This window comes from Citrobacter sp. ABFQG (assembly GCF_004322975.1).
Lineage (GTDB): Bacteria > Pseudomonadota > Gammaproteobacteria > Enterobacterales > Enterobacteriaceae > Citrobacter > Citrobacter freundii.
Map to the genome: position 1 here is coordinate 55,237 of NZ_CP036435.1, position 20,900 is coordinate 76,136.

The window sequence follows — 20,900 nt, forward strand, 5'->3', positions numbered from 1 at the left end:
AAAACTTCACATAAATACCCCCTCATTTCATAATGTTTAATAAAATTTTTCTATTTTATATTTACAAAATGGGATTAATTTCCCTTTTTGAAGCGGATCACAACAAAAAAAAGGGCGCACTCAAGTGCGCCCAAAGGAGAAATAAACACAAATTTAGTTAAGTGCAAATCACTTTGATAGCCAGACCACCACGTGACGTTTCACGGTATTTGTCGTTCATATCTTTGCCCGTTTCATACATGGTCTCGATCACTTTATCGAGCGAAACGCGTGGCTCAGATGTTCGACGTAGCGCCATACGCGCAGCGTTGACGGCTTTTACCGCGTTGATCGCATTGCGCTCAATACACGGTATTTGTACCTGTCCGGCGACCGGATCGCAGGTCAGTCCCAGGTTATGCTCCATGGCGATTTCCGCCGCAATACACACCTGAGACGGGCTACCGCCGAGCAACTCGGTCAGCCCGGCTGCTGCCATTGAACAAGCGACGCCAATTTCCCCCTGGCAACCCACTTCGGCACCAGAAATAGAGGCATTCATCTTATACAGCGCGCCTATCGCCCCAGCGGCCAGTAAGTAGCGGGCAATGGAGTTTGCATTCACCGGGCGGCGGAACTTGTCGTAATAGGCCAGGACAGCAGGGATAATCCCACATGCTCCATTGGTCGGTGCCGTCACAACCCGGCATCCGGCGGCGTTTTCTTCGCTCACGGCCAGCGCAAACATGTTGATCCAGTCGATAACGTTCATCGGGTCGCTGGACAGGTTATCGCTGGAAACCAGCAACCGACGTAATGCCACGGCGCGGCGCGGGACGTTCAGTGGACCCGGCAGTACGCCTTCGGTGTTCATGCCGCGCTCAATTCCAGCGTGCATAACGTCCCAAATGGCAGCAAAGCCAGCATCGATTTCTTCTTTGCTGCGCATCGCCAGTTCGTTTTGCATCATCAGGCCGGAAACAGACAGCCCGTTGCGCTCGCACAGTTTCAGCAGTTCGCTGGCGGAATGAAAATTGTAGGGTACGTGTGCTTCAACATCATGCGCCTGACCAAATTGCTCCTCTTCAACGATAAAACCACCGCCGACGGAGTAATAGGTTTTGCTTAATAGCGTCTCGCTGCCGTTCCACGCTGTGATACGCATACCATTTTCATGGCGCGGCAGCGTTTCGGTATGAAAGAGAATATTTTCGTCTGGGGAAAAATCGACAACATGCGTGCCCCCTGCAACCGGTAAACGTCCGGTACGGGCCACTTCCTGAGTAAAACCAGCGATTGAATCTATATTAACATTTTGCGGACTGTTACCGGCCAGTCCCATCATGATGGCGACATCTGTTGCATGACCTTTTCCGGTCAGGGAAAGCGATCCATAAAGATCGACCACAATATGTGTAGCCTTGGAAAGTTCCCCGCAGCTGACCAACAGATCGATAAAGCTTTTACCAGCGTTCATTGGCCCCACGGTATGGGAGCTGGAAGGTCCAATGCCAATCTTGAAAATATCGAATGCGCTAATCATATCCACACCCTCGGATTGCCGTTCAGTGAAGACCAGGTTTCACACTCATTAAGGATCGGGGCGATCCTGAGATCGCCCCGCAAGGGATTACAGCGTGTCGCCACGTACGGCGATGGCTTCAATCTCCAGCTTCACATCCTTTGGTAAGCGGGCGACCTGCACGCAGCTGCGTGTAGGGTAGATTGCCTTATGCTCATCAAAGAACTGCTGGTAAACCTGATTGATGGTGGCGAAGTCGTTCAGGTCGGAAACGAAAACGGTGGTCTTGACGATATCGCTCACTTTCAAACCTGCAGACTCGACAATCGCTTTCACGTTTTCCAGGCTTTGACGCGCCTGATCGGATACGTTTTCAGCCACTTCACCGGTCTGTGGACACACCGGGATTTGACCTGACGTCAACACCATGCTGCCCAGATCCACACCCTGTACGTAAGGCCCGATAGCCCCTGGCGCACATTCGGTTGCAATAACTTTTCTCATAGTCCCTCCGGCGTCAGAGCGCCTGGGTGAAAGTACGTGAAATAACATCCTGCTGCTGTTCGCGGGTCAGCGCGTTGAAGCGCACCGCATAGCCAGACACGCGGATCGTCAGGTTCGGATAGTTTTCCGGGTGCTCAATGGCATCCATCAACATTTCACGGTTCATAACGTTAACGTTCAGATGCTGACCACCTTCCACATGCGCTTCATGGTGGAAGTAACCGTCCAGCAGACCGACCAGGTTGGTTTTACGCACTCCATCCTCTTTGCCCAGCGCTGCCGGTACAATGGAGAAGGTGTACGAGATACCGTCTTTGGCATAGGTGAACGGCAGTTTGGCGACCGAGGTTAACGACGCCACCGCACCTTTACGATCGCGGCCGTGCATCGGGTTTGCCCCTGGCGCAAACGGCGTACCTGCGCGACGTCCGTCCGGCGTGTTACCAGTTTTCTGTCCGTACACCACGTTGGAGGTGATGGTGAGAATGGACTGCGTCGGCACCGCGTTACGGTAGGTTGGCAACACTTTAATTTTCTTCATAAAGCGCTCGACCAGATCGCAGGCAATACTGTCTACGCGCTCGTCGTTGTTGCCGTATTGCGGATAGTCTCCTTCGATTTCAAAATCAATCGCCAGACCGTTTTCATCGCGAATCGGTTTCACGCGAGCATATTTGATAGCCGACAGAGAATCCGCCGCCACGGACAGACCCGCCATACCACAGGCCATCGTGCGATAGACATCACGATCGTGCAGCGCCATCAGCGATGCTTCGTAGCTGTACTTGTCGTGCATGTAGTGGATGATGTTCAGCGCGCTGATGTACTGCACGGCCAGCCAGTCCATAAAGTGGTCCAGGCTCTCCATCACCGTGTCGTAGTCCAGCACGTCATCCATCAGCGGTGCCGTTTTCGGCCCGACCTGGATTTTCAGCTTCTCATCCACACCGCCGTTGATTGCGTACAGCAACGTTTTGGCGAGGTTGGCACGCGCCCCGAAGAACTGCATTTGTTTGCCGATAACCATCGGGCTGACGCAGCAGGCAATGGCATAGTCATCGCTGTCAAAGTCGGCACGCATCAAATCGTCGTTTTCGTACTGTAAAGACGAGGTAATGATCGACACCTGGGCGGCGTATTTTTTGAAGGCGATTGGTAGCTGTTCAGACCACAGCACCGTCAGGTTCGGCTCTGGTGCCGGGCCCATGGTGTGCAGCGTATGCAGATAGCGGAACGAGTTCTTCGTCACCAGCGTGCGGCCATCAAGCCCCATACCACCGATAACTTCGGTCGCCCAGATAGGGTCGCCTGAGAACAGGGTGTCGAATTCCGGCGTACGCAGGAAGCGCACCATACGGATCTTCATAATGAAGTGGTCGATCAGCTCCTGCGCCTGCTGCTCGTTTAAAATCCCCGCTTTGAAATCGCGCTCAATGTAGATGTCGAGGAACGATGCGGTACGGCCCAGCGACATCGCGCCGCCGTTCTGCGATTTCACCGCAGCCAGGTAAGCAAAGTACACCCACTGCACCGCTTCCTGCGCATTACGTGCCGGGCGGGAGATATCGCAGCCATACTTCGCCGCCATTTCCTGCATTTGCAGCAGAGCGCGACGGTGCTCAGACAGCTCTTCACGCAGGCGAATCGTGGCTTCAAGATTCTGGCCCCACTCCAGGTTCGACTGGAGATCGGCAAACTGCAGTTCACGCTCGCGCACCAGGTAGCGGATACCGTACAGCGCCACGCGGCGATAGTCACCGATAATACGGCCACGGCCATAGCCGTCCGGCAGACCGGTCAGCACGCCGGATTTACGGCAGCGCAGCATATCCGGAGAGTAGGCGTCGAATACGCCCTGGTTATGGGTTTTACGCAGTTCAGTAAACTGGTATTCAAAATCAGCATCCATCTCACGACCATAAGCATCAAAAGAGCTTTTGATCATGTTGATGCCGCCAAACGGATGCAGAGCGCGCTTGAGCGGCTTATCCGTTTGCAGACCAACGATTTTTTCCAGTTCTTGTTCAATATAACCCGCATCATGCGCGGTTATCGTGGTAGCAATATTGGTATCGAAATCAACCGGCGCGTGCGTCGAGTTTTCAATACGGATGCCCGCCATAACTTTTTCCCACAATGCAGTGGTCGCAGGCGTTGCTTCGGCGAGGAAAGATTCATCCCCTTCATAAGGCGTATAGTTGTGCTGAATAAAATCACGGACATTAATTTCTTCTTTCCAGTCCGTACCTTTAAAGCCATTCCAGGCTTCGGCATACAGCATATCGCTGGTATCGATATTTACCTTCATGAAAAATAATCTCTCTGCTGAAAATTAATTATGCAAATTCTACTGATGTATTAATTTTGCCTAATGCAATGGCATCACGTGCAATCATTTTCTCTTCGTTTGTGGGAATTACCGCACAAACAACACGAGCATCTTTATTTGAGATAATTCTTTCGCCATGGGAATTTGGCAGACTATTCATTTCGTTGTCGATATTCACGCCTAAAACAGCAAGGTGCTCAATAACCAGACGACGAATTAATACCGAGTTCTCACCTATGCCACCGGTGAAAATAATCCCATCAAGACGATGCAGCGATGCAGCATGGCCGGCGATATGACGCGCGATACGATGCACAAACGTTTTAATCGCCAGCTGCGCACGCTCATGTCCCTCGTGCCAGGCTTTTTCTAACGTACGTAAGTCAGAAGACAAACCGGAAATACCCAGTAAACCGGACTCTTTATTCACTACGCGCTCAAGGTCGCTCAGCGTCTGGTTGGTTTCGCTGGCAATCCACGCCATCGCGCCGAAATCGACGTCGCCGCTGCGTGTCCCCATCATCAACCCTTCCAGCGGCGTCATGCCCATTGAGGTATCAACGCTCTGCCCGTTACGCACCGCACAGATTGACGCACCGTTCCCCAGGTGAGCCACAACCAGACCCGAGTCATCACTCTGCAGGTCAAGAAGGTCATGCGCTTGCTGAGAAACATAGCGATGCGACGTGCCGTGGAAGCCGTAACGACGAACGCCCAACTCTTCGAAATATTTCCACGGTAAACCGTACAAATAGGCTTCAGGGGCCATCGTCTGGTGGAAGCTGGTATCAAATACCGCAACCTGCTGCCGGCCAGGGAAAAGGTGCTGAGCAGATTCGATCCCACTCAGGTTCGCATAATTATGTAACGGTGCTAGCGGCGATACCCGGCGGATATTATCGATAACTTCGTCAGTAATAATTGCTGATTCGGTAAAGATATTTCCGCCGTGGGCAATGCGGTGGCCAATTAAGGCCACGCTGTCCATTAAATTACGTTTCTCTAGTTCAACGGCAATTGCTTTCAATGCGTCTTCGTAGCTGTGGTGAGCCAGCTTAGCTGGCTCTCCTCCATTAATTGCTATGAACGCATTTTCAGAGTTAATACCGTCCGCGATTCCCGCCATTAAAACTTCACAGTTAGCTGCATCCAGCACTGAGAATTTAATGGAAGACGAACCACAGTTAATAACCAGTACTACCGGAAACTCATTCATTTCACTACTCCGCTCATCCTGAGCTTAAGGATTAAAACAGTTTGTAGACAATGTTCAGGATGGTCAGCAGACCAATCACGGTAACAAACACGTTATCCAGACGGCCACGGTATTTCGCAAGTGATGGCGCTTTACGGATGGCATACATCGGCAGCAGGCAGAGCAGAGAGGCAATAATCGGCGCGCCCATTGCTTCAATAAGGTCCAGGATGTTCGGGTTGGCGTAAGCCACAACCCAGGTGGAGCCCATGATGAAGATCATGCTGATGGTGTTCAGTTTGCCGGCGGAAACTTTGGTCTTATCGCCTTTGTAACCAAACTTCAGCACCAGACCGTTCAGACCTTCCAGCGTACCCAGGTAGTGGCCGAAGAACGATTTGAAGATAGCAACCAGGGCGATAATAGAAGCACCGTATTCCAGAACGGTCGCGAAGGTGGACTTCGTCCCGGACAGTGAAGCGAAGTGGTTCGCCAGATAAGACAGTACTGGAATGTTCTGCGCTTTCGCATCCGCCATGTTTGCCGGAGACAGCGTGAACAGGCAGCTAAAGGCGAAGAACATTACCACTGCAACCATCAGCATACTGGCGCGGGAGATGATTTTAGAACATTTCTGCTCGGTAAATTCGCGACCGAAATCTTTCTCATACTCTTCGCGTTTAGAGACCACGAAGGAAGAAACGATTGGCGAGAAGTTGAAAGAGAACACCATGATGGAAATACCCAGCCATACGGTAACCAGGATGCCGTCATGGCCAGTCAGAGCGATATTGCTGATATCAACCTGATCGATAACCGCTGAGTTCCAGTAAGGAATCAGTGACAGAGAGATAAGCACCAGGCTGGCAATGAACGGCCATACCAGGTAGCTCATCACTTTAACCATCAGATCTTTACCAAACCAGATGACGAATGCCATCAGCAGCAACAGGAACAGCGCCACAAAGCCACGGTTCAATGCTGGCATTTGCAGCTGGTTTTCCCAGAAGGTCATAAAGGTGTTGGTAATGGTGACGCCATAAATCCACAGCAGCGGACAAATCGCAAAGAAGTAGAGGAACGTGATAACCACGCCGCCCGTTTTACCAAAGTGCTCTTCAACCGTTTCTGTGATGTTACCGGAAGGATTAGAACCGGAAAGACACAGGCGTGCCAGCGCACGGTGGCAATAGAACGCGATGGGGTATGCTAACACCAGCATGATCAGAATGGGGATCAGTCCGCCAAAACCTGCGCGGATAGGGAAGAACAGCACCCCAGCGCCGATGGCTGTACCAAATAAACCCAGTGTCCAGGTGGTGTCCGATTTGCGCCAGGACGACTGTTTTGTCTGGCTGGATACAATGCTATCAGTAGTACTCATATCCTATCCTCAACGAAGTATATTAAGCGTCAACTAAACCAGTAATTTGAGATACACGAGAAAGGTCGATATTACCGCCAGAAATAATGCTGACTGTTTTTCTGTTCTGGATATAGCTATCTAATTTCCCGCTTAATAATGCTGCGCATGCCAGCGCACCGGCACCTTCAGTTACAACTTTATTTCGCTGAATTAATGCCACCATGCTGTTGCGAATTTCATCTTCGCTGACCAGGACAATGTCATCCACCAACTCACGAACGATTTCATACGTTAAAGTACCCGGGCGAGAGACGTCACAACCATCCGCCAGGGTGCCGGTCGTTCGGTGCGTGGTTATTTCTCCAGCGTGGAAAGAAGCCGCCATGCCGTGAACGTTTTCAGACTGCACGCCAATAATTTTAATGGTCGGGTTAATAGATTTAATTGCCACCGCAATACCCGCAATCAGTCCACCACCGCCAATTGGCACAATCACGTTATCGACATCGTACAGATCTTCCAGAATTTCCAGACCAATAGTGCCCTGACCAGCAATAACTTTCGGGTCATCATATGGTGGAATAAAGATACGGCCTTCCGTTTCCACAATCTCGCTAACCTTAGCGATGGTGTCGTTGAAGTTGTCGCCATGCAGCACAACTTCCGCGGAATAATCGCAGGTTGCCGCTACTTTAGACTTCGGTGCGCCTTTCGGCATTACCACTTTGCCGTCGATACCGAGCATGGCGCAGGAGAGAGAAACCCCTTGCGCATGGTTACCTGCAGAGCAAGCCACCACGCCCTTCATTCTTTCTGCTTCTGTTAAGGAACTGAGCTTGTTAAAAGCGCCACGGATTTTAAATGAACCGGTACGCTGCATGTTTTCAAACTTGAGGAAAATTTCCCCTTTGCAACGTTCACTAAAATAGTTAGAGCGAGGCATTCCCGTTTTATAAATTTTCCCCGCCAGTCTTTTTTTCGCTTCGAGGATATCTTCAATTGCAACTGGGAGATCGTATGTAATGTGCATTAGAACCTCTTACTAGGGTATTAAAGTAAATAGATAGCCGTGACCATTGTCAGATATAGACAGATGGCGTTTATTTTTTGTTAAAACAATTTCAATCTTTAATCAATTTCAATTAATTGCCTTCGTCTCCGACAATTATATGATGAATACTCTTTGGCTAATTCCACCAAAATAGATGCTGCTTTTTTAATTCGATAATTTTTCGACCAAACGGCGGCATAACGCGCGACGGGTAAGGTTTCTTGTACCGGGATAGTAATAAACTGGTTTGAGCCAAACGGTGTGGTCATATCGCAGGGAATTACTGTTAAGAAATCAGCATTGAGAACAAGATTATAAATGGTGACGACGGAGTCAGTATTAACGATGTTTTCACTGCTGATGCCATTATTCTGTAACGTGGTAAGAAGTTCGCTGTAGTACCCCATATTCGTTTGTGGCAACACCCACTGTTCGTTTTTCAACGCGCTCAGCGAGGTGATGCCGGTGCATGTTCGGGACTTGCTGGCAACCAGGATAAAGTCTGACTCAAAGAGCGGCTCCACATGCAGATCGTGCAGTTTCATCTCATCGCTCAGCGTACCGATGGCAAAATCCAGACGCCCGTCACGGATTGCCGGTAAGAACGAGGAGAGCTGAGCTTCATACATAGAAACCTGTGCTTTCGGGAATACCTCTTTGAATTTTTTAATCATGCCGGACATGATGGTGAAGGCAATCAGTGAAGGAAAACCAAACGACACATCAACGACCGCATTGCTCGTCATGCTGTTCATCTCATCAACCATGTTTTTCATTTCACGGGTAATTGATTCAGACCATGAGAGCATCACCTGACCTGCCTGAGTCAATGTCACACCAGTATTTTTACGCACAACTAACTCAATACCAAAATAAGCCTCAACATCGTTGATGATTTTACTGACAGCGGGTTGAGTTAAACCTAATTCTTTTGCAGCTGAGCCGATAGAACCGCTTCTAATGACTTCCTGAAAGACCACTAAGTGCTGTGTTTTAGGGAGTGTAATAGTATTCATATCGACCTGCGTTAATTACTTTGTTGACGGCAGGAAGTGTACCAAATTAAGCAAACAAGGATATGTGCTACCCCTCACAAATCCCCTTGACTTACATTTTGTAAGACTATTATAAAAAATGAAACCACTTATAAATCATATGGATATGAAATACATATCTCACTTTACCCTGACTTTAATCAAAAAAAGATGGGGGGATAACGATTTTTTATGGCTATAACATCGCCATTTTATCTGTTATTTCTAAAAACCAGGAAAGGCTATATTTCAATCAATTACAGCGCAATTATCGGGCAGAATGACACTTAAATTTAATGAGTAATTTATCAAATATAATTATATTTTACCGTTTGTGGTGATTAAATAACGCCATGCATCACATTTTTTCGCCATATTTGTTTGTAAAGAAACATTGCGTTTATTAAAATTCAATCTAGACAATACAAATAATCATCATATGCAACATTACATTAACACTAATTTTGTACACTTTATTAGCGCGTAATTTTGTGATGGCGATCGATTGCGTTCGATTATTCTCGATAAAAACGTATCGCGCAGCGTTTTGTGCTAGCCATCACAAAAACGAAAATACCCCACAACGCATTCCCTCAAATAAAAGACGTTCAGCGCATAAATAAAGGTCAAATAAAGAGTAGATGAAGAGAAAATAAACGCCAGAGTCGTGTTAAACCAAGCGTAACGCGACAGGTATAACGTCTGCCGGATGGCGGTGTAAACACCTTATCCGGCCTACAAAACCCGTTCCAGCCATACCTGTAGGCCTGATAAGCGCAGCGCCATCAGGCATAACAACCTGCCCAGAAAGCAAAAAACCCATCAAAGCGGGGTTTCATAAAGAGTGAAGCTGACCGATAAGCCGCGTTCTTTTGAGCATAGCGTCGTGGACAGTCATTCATCTGGCCTATACGGAAAGCAAAAACCCCGCCGAAGCGGGGTTTTATAAAGAGTGAAGCTGACCGATAAGCCGCGTTCTTTTGAGTATAGCGTCGTGGACAGTCATTCATCTGGCCTACCCGGAAAGCAAAAACCCCGCCGAAGCGGGGTTTTATAAAGAGTGAAGCTGACCGATAAGTCAGGAAAAATCAACCATACGTCAGGCATCTGTAGCGTTTGCGTTGTCTTGTATCACAGACTGTATCCCACTTTGTATCACAACGATAGCCCTGAAATTTACTCGCTATCAGTCGTGTCGAAGCTTTTGCTGTACGGGCAATGTTTCGATTTCGTGACGTAGGTAAACGTGTAAATGCTATTGGAGTAGACGCACAAAGTGCGACCACTCTTCGTAATTGACTGTTCCGGGTTGCTCATCGTTATTCGACCCGCATTAGCGCTAAACGGTAACAACAAACCGCATAATATCAATACTGTACCTTTCATCTTTAACCCCTCAATGCCGTTGCTCACCAATCATGGCTACTTAGTAGCCTTCTCTCGTTCAGATGATTATAGTAACCACAATGATCAATTTTACCGATCGATTTTATAATTTCGATCGATTAAAGTAATTAACATGCATCCATGTATTTGCCCATGGTGTACTAACTCTTTCCAGCTAAGGAGACTGTTTTGAAGAAGATTTTTGCGATATTTCTGGGGCTTGGTATATGCAATAGTGTACTGGCGGAAGATGGCTCGCCTGAACTGAAATCAGAAAGTCAGGCTGTTGTTCGTGATGCTGGTTATCAATGTGACAAAGTGAATGGTGTCTTCCCTGCGGCTTTTGGTGGCTCAGTCACTGTGTTCTGCGATGAAGTCTATCAGTATGTAATTAAGGACAAAGGCGGGCGGTATACCGTCGAAGTTAATGATTAAGGACTTGTATCATGACAATGAGGTCTTGCAGAGAGTGTGGTCAGAAGGTTTCTTCAGAAGCGAAAGTGTGTCCAGGATGTGGTGTTAAAAAACCATATCAGTCTCCCGTGAGAGGATTCATTTTTTTAGGTATCATCGCGATCGCGATTTATAAAGGATGTAGTGGCGGAGGTAGCGAGAATACGGGGAACTCCTATTACTCGAATGATGTAGCTAGCAACGATGCCCCAACAAGTCAGCCATTTGTTGCGCCTGAAGCTGTAAAGGTAAAGAAAGCTGCGTCGGTGAACCTTATGCCAGCATCAACTACACCATTCACTCAATCTCAAGTCTGTAGGGCAGCAATTGCAGGTATGTTTGGTAAGAATGTGGGTAAAACTCAAGTAGCCAAAACGAAAACGGCTGGGGTGTTTAATGTTTCATACATCCGCCCTTCGGATAACCAGCGTTTTTCATTCGACTGTAAATTATCTGATGACAACGTGATTTGGAAAGAATCAGGTCAAAGTTCTAACCGTTGGCGGGGCACTGGTAATGTTGAATTTAATGTGGTGTTTATGGTTCGAGATGACGAACTCACAGTGAAAGAGTTACACGCGGACTCTGACGATGTAACGTACAAATTTTCAAAGAAAGATTTCCGGTGACGCATCTCAGGGGCTGCATCTAGCGGCCTCCTTTCGTAACGTCATGTTGAAAACAAAACAAGGTGCAAGATCAGCTAAACGAATCCATATTTTTCGAATTAGTTATTCAGTCTCTTGACCAAATATCCTTTTAAAAACACTGATAACCAACTGATAATATGAAAGTTTAATCAGAGTAATCTGAAGAGGTTATTCTGCTAACCCAGTCAAACATGATCTGCATATGGTTGCCATTAGGTCTAATCATTCCAACTTGACAAGCATTAACACCAGTTGTTTCCCCTATCAGAATGCGCCCATCTAGCATATGTACTTTTATACCCACCCCTTGTTTGAAACACTTATTGCAGATAGAGAAAAAGTCTTTCCTTGTTGGATCACATGGCTGAACATTAAAAACATCAGCAGCAATAAGTCTTGTGGTTAAATTTTCGCCAACCGGTAATTCTTCGAGTGATGCGAGAAACTCAAGTTTTACCTCAATCCTATTGCTTCCCTTAGCTTCATCAGATGCCAAGATCATATTTTCTTTCTGGTTAAACTTTGAAATATAACCAATTATTGATTGTCCATTGCCACTTACCAGCTTCACTGGATAATCATTGAATCGTAGAAATTGTATCCTTCGAGCAAGCATAGAATATTCACGGGGCCATTTTTCCGCTTCTCGACCATATGAGATATCATTCATAACAGTTGTACCTAATGCATATTAAATAAAAAAGCCCCGCAATCACGGGGCTTAGCACTATAAACTATATTAACGCAGAAGAGACAGTACGTTCTGGGTCGTCTGGTTTGCTTGTGCCAGAACAGAAGTACCCGCTTGTTGCAGGATCTGTGCACGAGACATGTTAGACACTTCGGTCGCGTAGTCGGAGTCTTCGATACGGCTACGTGCAGAAGACAGGTTGTTCACTGTGTTACCCAAGTTAGTGATGGCCGAATCGAAACGGTTCTGGATGGCACCTAAAGAGCTACGTTGAGAGTCAACAATCTTCAAAGCATTATCGATAGTTGCTAAAACATCAGGGCTTGTGGAAATTTTAGTTCCTACAGAAACAACACCCGTTTTTGAATCGACGTTAGCACGGTTAAAAGTGCCATCAGCGTTTTCAACCACATATCCAAGTTCGCCATTATCTTTTTTGTAAGATTTAAATGTTTGGTTAGCAGCAAGTCCAGATGTATTTGCTGCAACCTTTTTATCTACTTCCTTGAATTCTGTAACCTTTGTGGTTTGGTCAACATCAGTTGCTGTCACAGAAGTATCACTTGAATCCCAAGTGACCTTACCATCAGCATTTTTAACAGCAGCGTGATATGCACCGTCTTTATCTTTTACTGCATATCCGGTACCATCCTTCAATGCATACAAACCGTCTGCCGCTTTTGGATCAGCACTATGACTATCAATCTGGATTTCTGCTTTAATAGTTTTAGAGGACAGAACGATATCACCGCCATTAGCAACGGTTTTAGTGCTTGTTGAATCAAATTTTGAATCAACAGAGAAGTTTGCTAAGCCGAGAGTACCTGTGTCAATTTTCTTCAAATCGATATCAATCTTCTCTCCATCATTAGCGCCAACTTGGATGCTAAGTTTTGAGTCTGATGTTAATACCTTAACGCCGTTAAATTGAGTTTGACCAGAAACCCGGTCAATTTCAGCTAAACGTTGTTGAATTTCCTCTTGAATGGATTGAACATCTGAATCAGAGTTTGTCCCATTCTGAGATTGAACAGCCAGTTCACGTACACGCTGCAGATTATTGTTGATTTCGTTCAGTGCACCTTCAGTCGTCTGTGCGATGGAGATACCGTCATTGGCGTTACGAGAAGCCTGAGTCAGACCTTTGATGTTCGAAGTAAAGCGGTTAGCAATCGCCTGACCTGCTGCGTCGTCTTTAGCGCTGTTGATGCGCAGACCAGAGGACAGACGCTCGATAGCAGAGCTCAGGGAAGACTGAGATTTGTTCAGGTTGTTCTGAGTCAACAGCGACAGGCTGTTGGTATTGATAACTTGTGCCATAAGATTTTCCTTTTGGTGTATAAGCCAGGCTTACCTGTGTCATTCAAGTTATCGACCACTTTGGCCTAAACTTTATCTTTTTTTTATTTTCATCAATCTATTGTTTTTATTTGGTTTTTAGCAGACTAAGGGCTGCTAACAGTACATAACCAATTATGTGACTTTTTTCATCAAGTCTTGCTCTCTTTTGCTATCTCACAAAAAATTGCTAAGCGATTGCCAGATCGGTCAAGCAGGTTCCACAAGCTTCCGAAGATAACTCTCGATCTTTTACAAATATCATGCGGGTCAATGGCATTAACCTAGTTAGTATCAACAATCGAACGTTTTATAACACCAGTAAACCCTACCTTAAATTGGTGTCATTAAATTAGCATATTGACATTATGATACCATTAGTTAATTATGATACCGTTTTTGATACCAATCAGGGGAGCGATTATGAGCCGTACATTTGCATATTGCCGTGTGTCCACCAGCGAACAGTCAACAGAAAACCAGATTATGGCGATTCGTCAGGCTGGCTATGCAGTGAATGATAGCAGGGTGATATCAGAAACCGTGTCAGGGGGAGTACAGGCAATGCAGCGCAAAGGCTTTGCTGATATGGTGACTCATAAACTGGAGGCTGGGGATCAGCTTGTAGTATTGAAACTGGACCGCCTGGGAAGGGACAACATCGACGTGCAGCAAACCATTACGATGCTGGTAGATAAAGGGATTGATGTTGTTTCACTGGATCTGCCTGTGCGTAACCTTTCCAGCGCGGAAGGGAAGTTGATGCTGCAAATGTTTTCTGCGTTTGCAGAGTTCGAAAAATCCCGCATCATTGAACGCACAAAAGAGGGTTTAGTAAGAGCCAGGAAGGAAGGGAAGAAGTTAGGCCGTCCGGTTGCGTCAGATACCCTTCAGCGTGTACAGGAAGCCAGAGCTAAGGGGCTGAGCCAGTCCAAAGCGGCGTTAGCATTGAATTTAAGTCTCCCGACTATCAAACGAAACTGGAACATCAAAGAGGCGTAAGATTTAACCTGTCTTCACTCAGATTCAGATGCTGCCCTGCCAGCGCGTGAGGCTTAATTATGGCTATTTTCGGGTCAATTAATCCGAAATATTCCGGCGACAGTAAATCCAGCGGAGCCGCACACCAGCTTAAATCCACCTGGAAAAGATAGTGATGGAGTGCTATATTTAAAAGTCAAGCCGTAGTATATGAGAGAAGGCATTGTTAAACGCAATGAGCGCTATCGTGAGCGTTTTTTGTAGTGTGGGTAATGCGTAGGTACTACTTCCTAACTTGAAGGCCGTAGAGAGCGTTACACGAAGGATTTAGCAATTATGGTTTTTATTGCTCAATTTTGATGTTGAGTGGACCCGATCCCCATTTCCGGTCTGATACTTTCCACGCTCTTTCGCCAGATACGATACCCACAGAAAAGGCCCCTCGAGCGTTTTCGGCTTATTTCTTTCGATAATGTAATAATTCGGATATCTTTCCGTTGCCTTTGGCAGCTCCACCAGCGCTGCTTTACCGCCCGTCAGACCCATCCAGATTTCAACAATGCTTCCGGCAATGCCACTTGTGGGTGTCCCAAGGCGTCTGACCTGTCGATGCGGGAGGGCAATCCAGCAATGGTAATGCACCTGTTTTGCTTTCTCTTGCTCCCGTACCCAGCCATAAGCAAAGTTGAGGATCGGTTCTGCCAATCCCTCAGGCCTGTTTAATTTAGCCCTCAGGCGTTCACGTAGTTTTTTAAACAGGTCGCTTACCCACCTGTTGCCTGTGTCTATTGGGGTATTCTCAGGTAAGCGTAAATCGAAGCGAGAGAAGTAAACCCGGCTGTAGATGGACAGTATTGCATCAAGCTGTTCTGCTATAGGGGTAAGGATATCAAGGCGAACACCAGATTGGTCGGTGGCGTTGATCGGGTAGGCGTAACCATGATGAATGAAAACATCACCTGTGATGACCCTGTAACGCCCGTGTGTATGAACTTTGGTTGTGTAAGGCGTAGCCTGTGTGAGCATTGACTGAATAGATCCTCCTTCTGACACAACACCCCCATAAGTTATTTATATAAACAAACCCTCGCGTACATGCACACACGTATAAGTTATTACCATCTGACCACCGTAAAACGAAGCAATTACGGGTAGCACAAACCCCATCAGACAAAGGCTAATGGTAAAAAAGATGGATAAATTTTTTTCGAAGAAAGTTTACATGGGATATAGAAACCCAAAATAACAATAACTCAAAACAAATAGCAGTGCAAAGATTATTTTAATCTGCGGTATTTTTCAGGTTTGCTTCTGCAATTTTTCCGCTTTTGCGATACCCCGACATTGTGCTTTCCTGTCGATAAGCGCTTAGCTACGGCTCAGCAAACCCATTGAATTAGAATGACTATCACTAAAACCAGTCAACACTATCAACAACTGGAAGCAAATCCGAAACTTTCATCTTGCCCGTGTAAACCTTGGTTTGTCCTTGGTTTGAATGTTCGTGACCTATCGTTTGCTGAACAAGTGTGAGGGTGTGCTTTGCCTGAATCTCAGTTACGAAAGTGTGACGTAAGCTATGCACAATACGTCTATTTTTATAATCATCAAGATAATCAATACCCAATTGTTCACGTATCGCATGAAAAAGCCGCGTTACCTGACTTGTATTAGTGATTTCGGGGAACAAATTGGTATCTGCCTTTTTGCTATCTAAATAATCCAAAAAACCCATATTGATCAAACGTTGTGAGATAGGAACCTGCCGAATCCCCGCCTCAGTTTTACTATCCCCAATCATTATGTAATGTCTCTGACTGTCCTCGTCCAACCGCACATCAGAAACTTTCAGTTTTGCGATTTCAGAGCGACGAGCGCCAGTATATGCCAGTAGCAAAAAAACCCATTTTTTCCAACCATCCAAAGTCGCGAAGTGACATACCAATTTTCGCATTTCTGCTCCGGTGTAATAACCATAGCTGCGGCTTTTAGCTTGGAACGAGACATTAAGTGTCGGTGATGATTCAAGAATATCCACTTCTTTAGTCAGGTAGGTCGAAAACAGTCCCTGACACAACTTCAGATAATCTCTGACCGTTTTGGTTGAAACCAGATCTGCTTCTGGAACTTCATCCAAGTCCAAACATTGCTCAATAGTCATTCGGTTATAAGGCTTCTTATTCTGACGAGGTAAACCTTCAACTACCTCAAGCAGGCTTTTAATATCGCGTCGAGCAATGTCAGAAACTTGAGTGTCAGCCCCCAAAACTGCCTCTATCACTTCATAGTATTTTTCATTCCCCTGCCGAATTTTAGGAGTCCAGCCCGACTTAAATTTTACAAAACCTTTCCATGCCTCAGATAGGGTCAGTTTAGAGGGCAATGGTTTTTCAGGCTTATCCTCTGAGATGGAAACGTTATAATTGTCAGGTCGCATAGAGTTAACGATCTGGCGATAATCAGAATGCCGTTGCTCCATAAAGGCTATATGTGCATCGCAGTAATGTCTCAAGAGAAGGTCGTACTCTGAGGCCAAATAATCGATTTCATCCTCCATGCCCGTAAGATCAAACTGGCTACCAAGTTGCTCTATGACTGAATCTGTCGACAGCGGTTCAACATCTTGTTTAAAGGTTCCATCAAGTAGTAATCCAAAATCACACGCATTACGTTTTTCACGAGCCAATGAACCGGATTCTCGCAGGGTACTACGTACAGTTGTGGGAATTTTTTTTGCTGCGGCGTAAAAACCTGCCTGAATTTTAAGCAAATAACGATCAATATCGTCTTGTTCTAACTTTTTCATTTTCTGCACTATGTCCAATAGTTGGGCTGGATCCATCTTGGACGATTTTACAAAAGAAATGAACATCGAGAGACGGGAAGATATAAATCTTGCTCTACTGGCTGAATCGCAGCCCAGCGACACACGAAAGAAACCGCCTGAAGGCAGTCTAAAATGAAGGCTGTAACGGTTGCCACGCTTTAGGATATTCGGGATGGAACAGCCGTTGGTGTGCCTCGTCTGTATCACAGTCTGTGTCACATTTTCACCTATTAAGGCCTGAGACACACCAACGTATTGTTTTTGAATGAGTTGAAGCTGACCGATAAGCCGGGTTCTGTCGTGGACAGTCATTCATCTAGGCCAGCAATCGCTCACTGGCTCAAGCAGCCTACCCGGGTTCAGTACGGGCCGTACCTTGTGAACCCCTATTTGGCCTTGCTCCGGGTGGAGTTTACCGTGCCACGGACTGTTACCAGCCGCGCGGTGCGCTCTTACCGCACCCTTTCACCCTTACCTGATCCCACTTACGTGGGCCATCGGCGGTTTGCTCTCTGTTGCACTGGTCGTGGGTTTCCCCCCCAGGCGTTACCTGGCACCCTGCCCTATGGAGCCCGGACTTTCCTCCCCTCCGCCCGTCTCCCCCGAAGAGGACGACGACGAAGCGGCGACTGTCTGGTCAGCTTCGGCGCGCAGTATAGAGGGTTTGCGGGGTAATGTCACCCCGCACTGCGCATTCCTATCGCCAACGTAGCGGCGATGTTTCTTGAGGCGCGATAAATATTATCAAATGCCCCACGGAAGGCCTCTTCCAGCGTGCTGATGCTGGTCAATACGCTAAACACCGCATCGATACCATATTGATGCACCACTTCCACATCGCGCGTCAGGCTGCCGCCAATACCAATTACCGGTTTGTGGTATTTCTTCGCGACATTCGCCACGCCAACCGGCACTTTGCCGTGAATACTCTGGCTGTCGATGCGTCCTTCGCCGGTCACCACCAGCGTACAGTCGTGAATATGCTCTTCCAGATTGAGGGCCTGAGTCACAATCTCTATCCCACTGCGCAGCTCCGCGCCTAAAAATGCCATTAACGCGGCGCCCATACCACCGGCAGCCCCCGCCCCGGGAACATCCTTCACGTCTACCCGCAGCGATTTTTTAATGATGTCGGCGTAGTGAGACAAATTTCGGTCCAGTTCGAGAATGCGTTCTTCCGTCGCCCCTTTCTGCGGGCCGAAGATGCGCGAAGCGCCAGTATCACCTGTGAGCGGATTGGCCACATCGCAGGCCACGCGAATGGAGCAGGTTTTTAATCGCGGATCCAAACCGGAAATGTCGATGCTGTTGAGGCTCATCAGACTGCCGCCCCCGTAGCCAATCTCTGTCCCGTTAGCGTCGCAAAGTTTCGCGCCCAGAGCCTGCACCATACCCGCGCCGCCGTCGTTGGTTGCACTACCGCCAATGCCGATAATAATGCTCTGCGCCCCGCTATCCAGCGCCTGCAAAATCAATTCCCCGGTACCACGTGACGTGGTGACTAACGGGTTACGCTTATCAGGAGGTACTAACGCCAGACCACTGGCTGCCGCCATTTCGATAAACGCAGTTTTACCATCTCCGGACATGCCCCAGCAGGCATTCACTTTTTCGCCCAGCGGCCCCGTTACCCACGCGGAATATTCACTCCCTTGCGTGGCGGCAATCATGGCTTCGACCGTTCCTTCGCCGCCGTCGGCCACCGGAACTGAAACATATTGCGCATCGGGAAATATTTCCCGAAATCCTTTTTCTATTGCCTGAGCGACCTCAGTGGCAGATAGACTTTCTTTATAAGAGTCTGGGGCAATTACGATTTTCATAGTTATGTAGCCTGACTGTGCCGCGCAAGGCAAGAAATACAGGGCGCACATCCGCGCCCTTCTTGTTAGCGTGTGACTTCCACTTTCGCCAGTTTTTCGTAGTAGCATGCGAGCGCGCTGTGATCGGCGGTGCCCAGCCCATCTGCGCGAAGCGCCTGCATCATCTCCATGACTGCAGCAGTCAGCGGCAACTGCGCGCCGACCCCATGAGAAGTGTCCAGCGCATTCGCCAAATCTTTGATATGCAGGTCAATACGGAAACCTGGCTTAAAGTTGCGGTCCATGACCATCGGCGCTTTCGCGTCCAGCACGGTGCTTCCGGCCAGTCCGCCACGGATCGCCTGATACACCAGATCCGGGTTCACACCCGCCTTGGTCGCCAGCGTCAGCGCTTCAGACATCGCCGCAATGTTCAGCGCTACAATCACCTGGTTCGCCAGCTTAGTGACGTTACCCGCGCCAATGTCGCCGGTATGTACCACTGAGCCAGCCATCGCTTTCAGCAGATCGTAATACTTGTCGAAAATCGCTTTATCGCCGCCGACCATTACCGACAACGTACCATCAATCGCTTTTGGCTCGCCGCCGCTGACCGGCGCATCCAGCATATCCACGCCTTTCGCTTTCAGCGCGTCGCTAATTTCACGGCTGGCCAACGGTGCAATGGAGCTCATGTCGATAAGCACTGTGCCCGGTTTCGCCCCTTCAATAATACCGCCGTCACCCAGCGCCACTTCCTTAACATGCGGCGAGTTCGGCAACATGGTGATGATCACGTCGCACTGCTCAGCAATATCTTTCGCCGTGGCGGCGGTTTCTGCACCAGCGGCAATGACTTCCGCAATGGATTCCGGGTTACGGTCAGCAACCACCAACGAGTAACCTGCCTTGAGGAGGTTTTTACTCATTGGTTTACCCATAATACCGAGGCCAATAAAACCAACTTTCATTGTCATGTCTTTATCTCTCTCTACTGTCGATGGTGGTTATTTCTTAAAAGAATCAGCCAGTTTCTGCGTGGCTGAACGGAACACGCCAAGGTCGCTGCCAACAGCAACAAAGGTCGCGCCCCATTCCAGATAACGACGCGCATCCGCCTCTACCGGCGCCAGAATTCCGCTTGGTTTGCCATGTGCTTTCGCGCGGGCAAAAATGTGCTGGATAGCTTTCTGCACATCAGGATGTGACGCATTGCCGAGATGGCCTAGCGCCGCAGCCAGATCGCTTGGGCCGACGAAGACACCGTCTACACCTTCGGTCGCCGCGATGGCGTCAACGTTATCAACGCCCTGCTGACTTTCGATCTGCACGATGATGGTGATGTTCTTATTCGATTGCGCAAAGTAGTCCGGTACGGTGCCAAACATATTGGCGCGATGGGAGACGGACACGCCGCGAATACCTTCCGGCGGATAGCGGGTCGACGCCACGGCGTTCACCGCCTCTTCTTGTGTCTCAACGAACGGGATCAGGAAGTTGTAAAACCCAATATCCAGCAGGCGCTTGATAATCACCGGCTCGTTGGTCGGCACGCGTACGACCGGCGCGCTGGCGCTGCCTTTCAGCGCCATCAATTGCGGGATAAACGTCGAGATATCGTTTGGCGCGTGTTCGCCGTCCAGTACCAGCCAGTCAAAACCCGCCAGGCCTAAAACTTCGGTACTGATTGGGCTGGCCAATGCAGACCAGCAGCCAATCTGAATCTGTTGCGCCGCGAGGGCCGCTTTAAACTTATTCGGGAAAATCGTGTTATTCATCGCCTATACCTTTG

18 protein-coding genes and 1 other RNA gene are annotated in these 20,900 nt (G+C 47.9%); 3 read left to right on the top strand and 16 right to left on the bottom strand.

The window, feature by feature from the left end:
* Positions 1 to 157: 157 nt before the first annotated feature.
* The 8 genes from tdcG to WN16_RS24455 form a co-directional block, all read right to left on the bottom strand.
* Positions 158 to 1,522: an L-serine ammonia-lyase gene (gene tdcG / locus WN16_RS00265; RefSeq protein WP_032937305.1), complete on the bottom strand. Its 1,365-nt coding sequence runs from the start codon at positions 1,520 to 1,522 to the stop codon at positions 158 to 160.
* An 87-nt stretch (positions 1,523 to 1,609) separates the two neighbouring features.
* Positions 1,610 to 2,005 carry an enamine/imine deaminase gene (locus tag WN16_RS00270; RefSeq protein WP_003024870.1) on the bottom strand — a complete coding sequence of 132 codons (396 nt, stop codon included), beginning with the start codon at positions 2,003 to 2,005 and terminating at the stop codon, positions 1,610 to 1,612.
* Positions 2,006 to 2,018: 13 nt separating this feature from the next.
* On the bottom strand, positions 2,019 to 4,313 hold the full coding sequence (gene pflB / locus WN16_RS00275; protein ID WP_003024871.1) for a formate C-acetyltransferase: 2,295 nt from the start codon (positions 4,311 to 4,313) through the stop codon (positions 2,019 to 2,021).
* A 28-nt stretch (positions 4,314 to 4,341) separates the two neighbouring features.
* Positions 4,342 to 5,550: a propionate kinase gene (tdcD, locus tag WN16_RS00280; protein ID WP_032950289.1), complete on the bottom strand. Its 1,209-nt coding sequence runs from the start codon at positions 5,548 to 5,550 to the stop codon at positions 4,342 to 4,344.
* A gap of 31 nt (positions 5,551 to 5,581) precedes the next feature.
* Positions 5,582 to 6,913, bottom strand: a complete 1,332-nt coding sequence (gene tdcC, locus WN16_RS00285) for a threonine/serine transporter TdcC (protein ID WP_003024875.1) — start codon at positions 6,911 to 6,913, stop codon at positions 5,582 to 5,584.
* A gap of 22 nt (positions 6,914 to 6,935) precedes the next feature.
* Positions 6,936 to 7,925, bottom strand: a complete 990-nt coding sequence (tdcB, locus tag WN16_RS00290; protein WP_003024877.1) for a bifunctional threonine ammonia-lyase/L-serine ammonia-lyase TdcB — start codon at positions 7,923 to 7,925, stop codon at positions 6,936 to 6,938.
* A gap of 98 nt (positions 7,926 to 8,023) precedes the next feature.
* Complete coding sequence (tdcA, locus tag WN16_RS00295; RefSeq protein WP_003024882.1) at positions 8,024 to 8,962, bottom strand: transcriptional regulator TdcA; 939 nt, start codon at positions 8,960 to 8,962, stop codon at positions 8,024 to 8,026.
* Positions 8,963 to 10,156: 1,194 nt separating this feature from the next.
* Complete coding sequence (locus tag WN16_RS24455) at positions 10,157 to 10,366, bottom strand: hypothetical protein (protein ID WP_016151030.1); 210 nt, start codon at positions 10,364 to 10,366, stop codon at positions 10,157 to 10,159.
* 189 nt (positions 10,367 to 10,555) lie between these two features.
* Here WN16_RS24455 and WN16_RS00305 point away from each other — a divergent pair, with 189 nt between their 5' ends.
* Both WN16_RS00305 and WN16_RS00310 read left to right on the top strand, forming a co-directional pair.
* The gene (locus tag WN16_RS00305; RefSeq protein ID WP_000717902.1) at positions 10,556 to 10,801 is read left to right on the top strand and encodes a hypothetical protein; all 246 of its coding nucleotides are present in this window, start codon (positions 10,556 to 10,558) and stop codon (positions 10,799 to 10,801) included.
* Positions 10,802 to 10,812: 11 nt separating this feature from the next.
* Positions 10,813 to 11,448, top strand: coding sequence for a hypothetical protein (locus tag WN16_RS00310; protein WP_205883926.1), 636 nt, complete (start codon positions 10,813 to 10,815; stop codon positions 11,446 to 11,448).
* Positions 11,449 to 11,614: 166 nt separating this feature from the next.
* Here the strand turns inward: WN16_RS00310 and WN16_RS00315 are convergent, their stop codons facing one another.
* Positions 11,615 to 12,139 carry a phase 1 flagellin transcriptional repressor gene (locus WN16_RS00315; protein WP_001447310.1) on the bottom strand — a complete coding sequence of 175 codons (525 nt, stop codon included), beginning with the start codon at positions 12,137 to 12,139 and terminating at the stop codon, positions 11,615 to 11,617.
* Between the two features lie 69 nt (positions 12,140 to 12,208).
* A complete protein-coding gene (locus WN16_RS00320; RefSeq protein WP_000079831.1) occupies positions 12,209 to 13,480 on the bottom strand; it encodes a flagellin FliC in 1,272 nt (423 codons plus the stop codon).
* Between the two features lie 441 nt (positions 13,481 to 13,921).
* On the opposite strand from WN16_RS00320, the gene WN16_RS00325 reads away from it, so the two are divergent.
* Positions 13,922 to 14,500, top strand: a complete 579-nt coding sequence (locus WN16_RS00325) for a recombinase family protein (protein WP_044701290.1) — start codon at positions 13,922 to 13,924, stop codon at positions 14,498 to 14,500.
* Between the two features lie 306 nt (positions 14,501 to 14,806).
* On the opposite strand, the gene WN16_RS00330 is transcribed toward WN16_RS00325, so the two are convergent.
* From WN16_RS00330 to garL, 6 genes are all read right to left on the bottom strand, one after another.
* Positions 14,807 to 15,505: an inovirus-type Gp2 protein gene (locus tag WN16_RS00330; RefSeq protein ID WP_044701292.1), complete on the bottom strand. Its 699-nt coding sequence runs from the start codon at positions 15,503 to 15,505 to the stop codon at positions 14,807 to 14,809.
* Between the two features lie 385 nt (positions 15,506 to 15,890).
* On the bottom strand, positions 15,891 to 17,285 hold the full coding sequence (locus WN16_RS00335) for a tyrosine-type recombinase/integrase (protein ID WP_224771327.1): 1,395 nt from the start codon (positions 17,283 to 17,285) through the stop codon (positions 15,891 to 15,893).
* 289 nt (positions 17,286 to 17,574) lie between these two features.
* Positions 17,575 to 17,951, bottom strand: an RNA gene (gene rnpB, locus WN16_RS00340) — RNase P RNA component class A.
* 32 nt (positions 17,952 to 17,983) lie between these two features.
* Positions 17,984 to 19,129: a glycerate 2-kinase gene (gene garK / locus WN16_RS00345; RefSeq protein WP_044701293.1), complete on the bottom strand. Its 1,146-nt coding sequence runs from the start codon at positions 19,127 to 19,129 to the stop codon at positions 17,984 to 17,986.
* A 65-nt stretch (positions 19,130 to 19,194) separates the two neighbouring features.
* A complete protein-coding gene (garR, locus tag WN16_RS00350; RefSeq protein ID WP_044701295.1) occupies positions 19,195 to 20,085 on the bottom strand; it encodes a 2-hydroxy-3-oxopropionate reductase in 891 nt (296 codons plus the stop codon).
* A 30-nt stretch (positions 20,086 to 20,115) separates the two neighbouring features.
* A complete protein-coding gene (gene garL / locus WN16_RS00355) occupies positions 20,116 to 20,886 on the bottom strand; it encodes a 2-dehydro-3-deoxyglucarate aldolase (RefSeq protein ID WP_003840018.1) in 771 nt (256 codons plus the stop codon).
* Between the last annotated feature and the right edge of the window lie 14 nt (positions 20,887 to 20,900).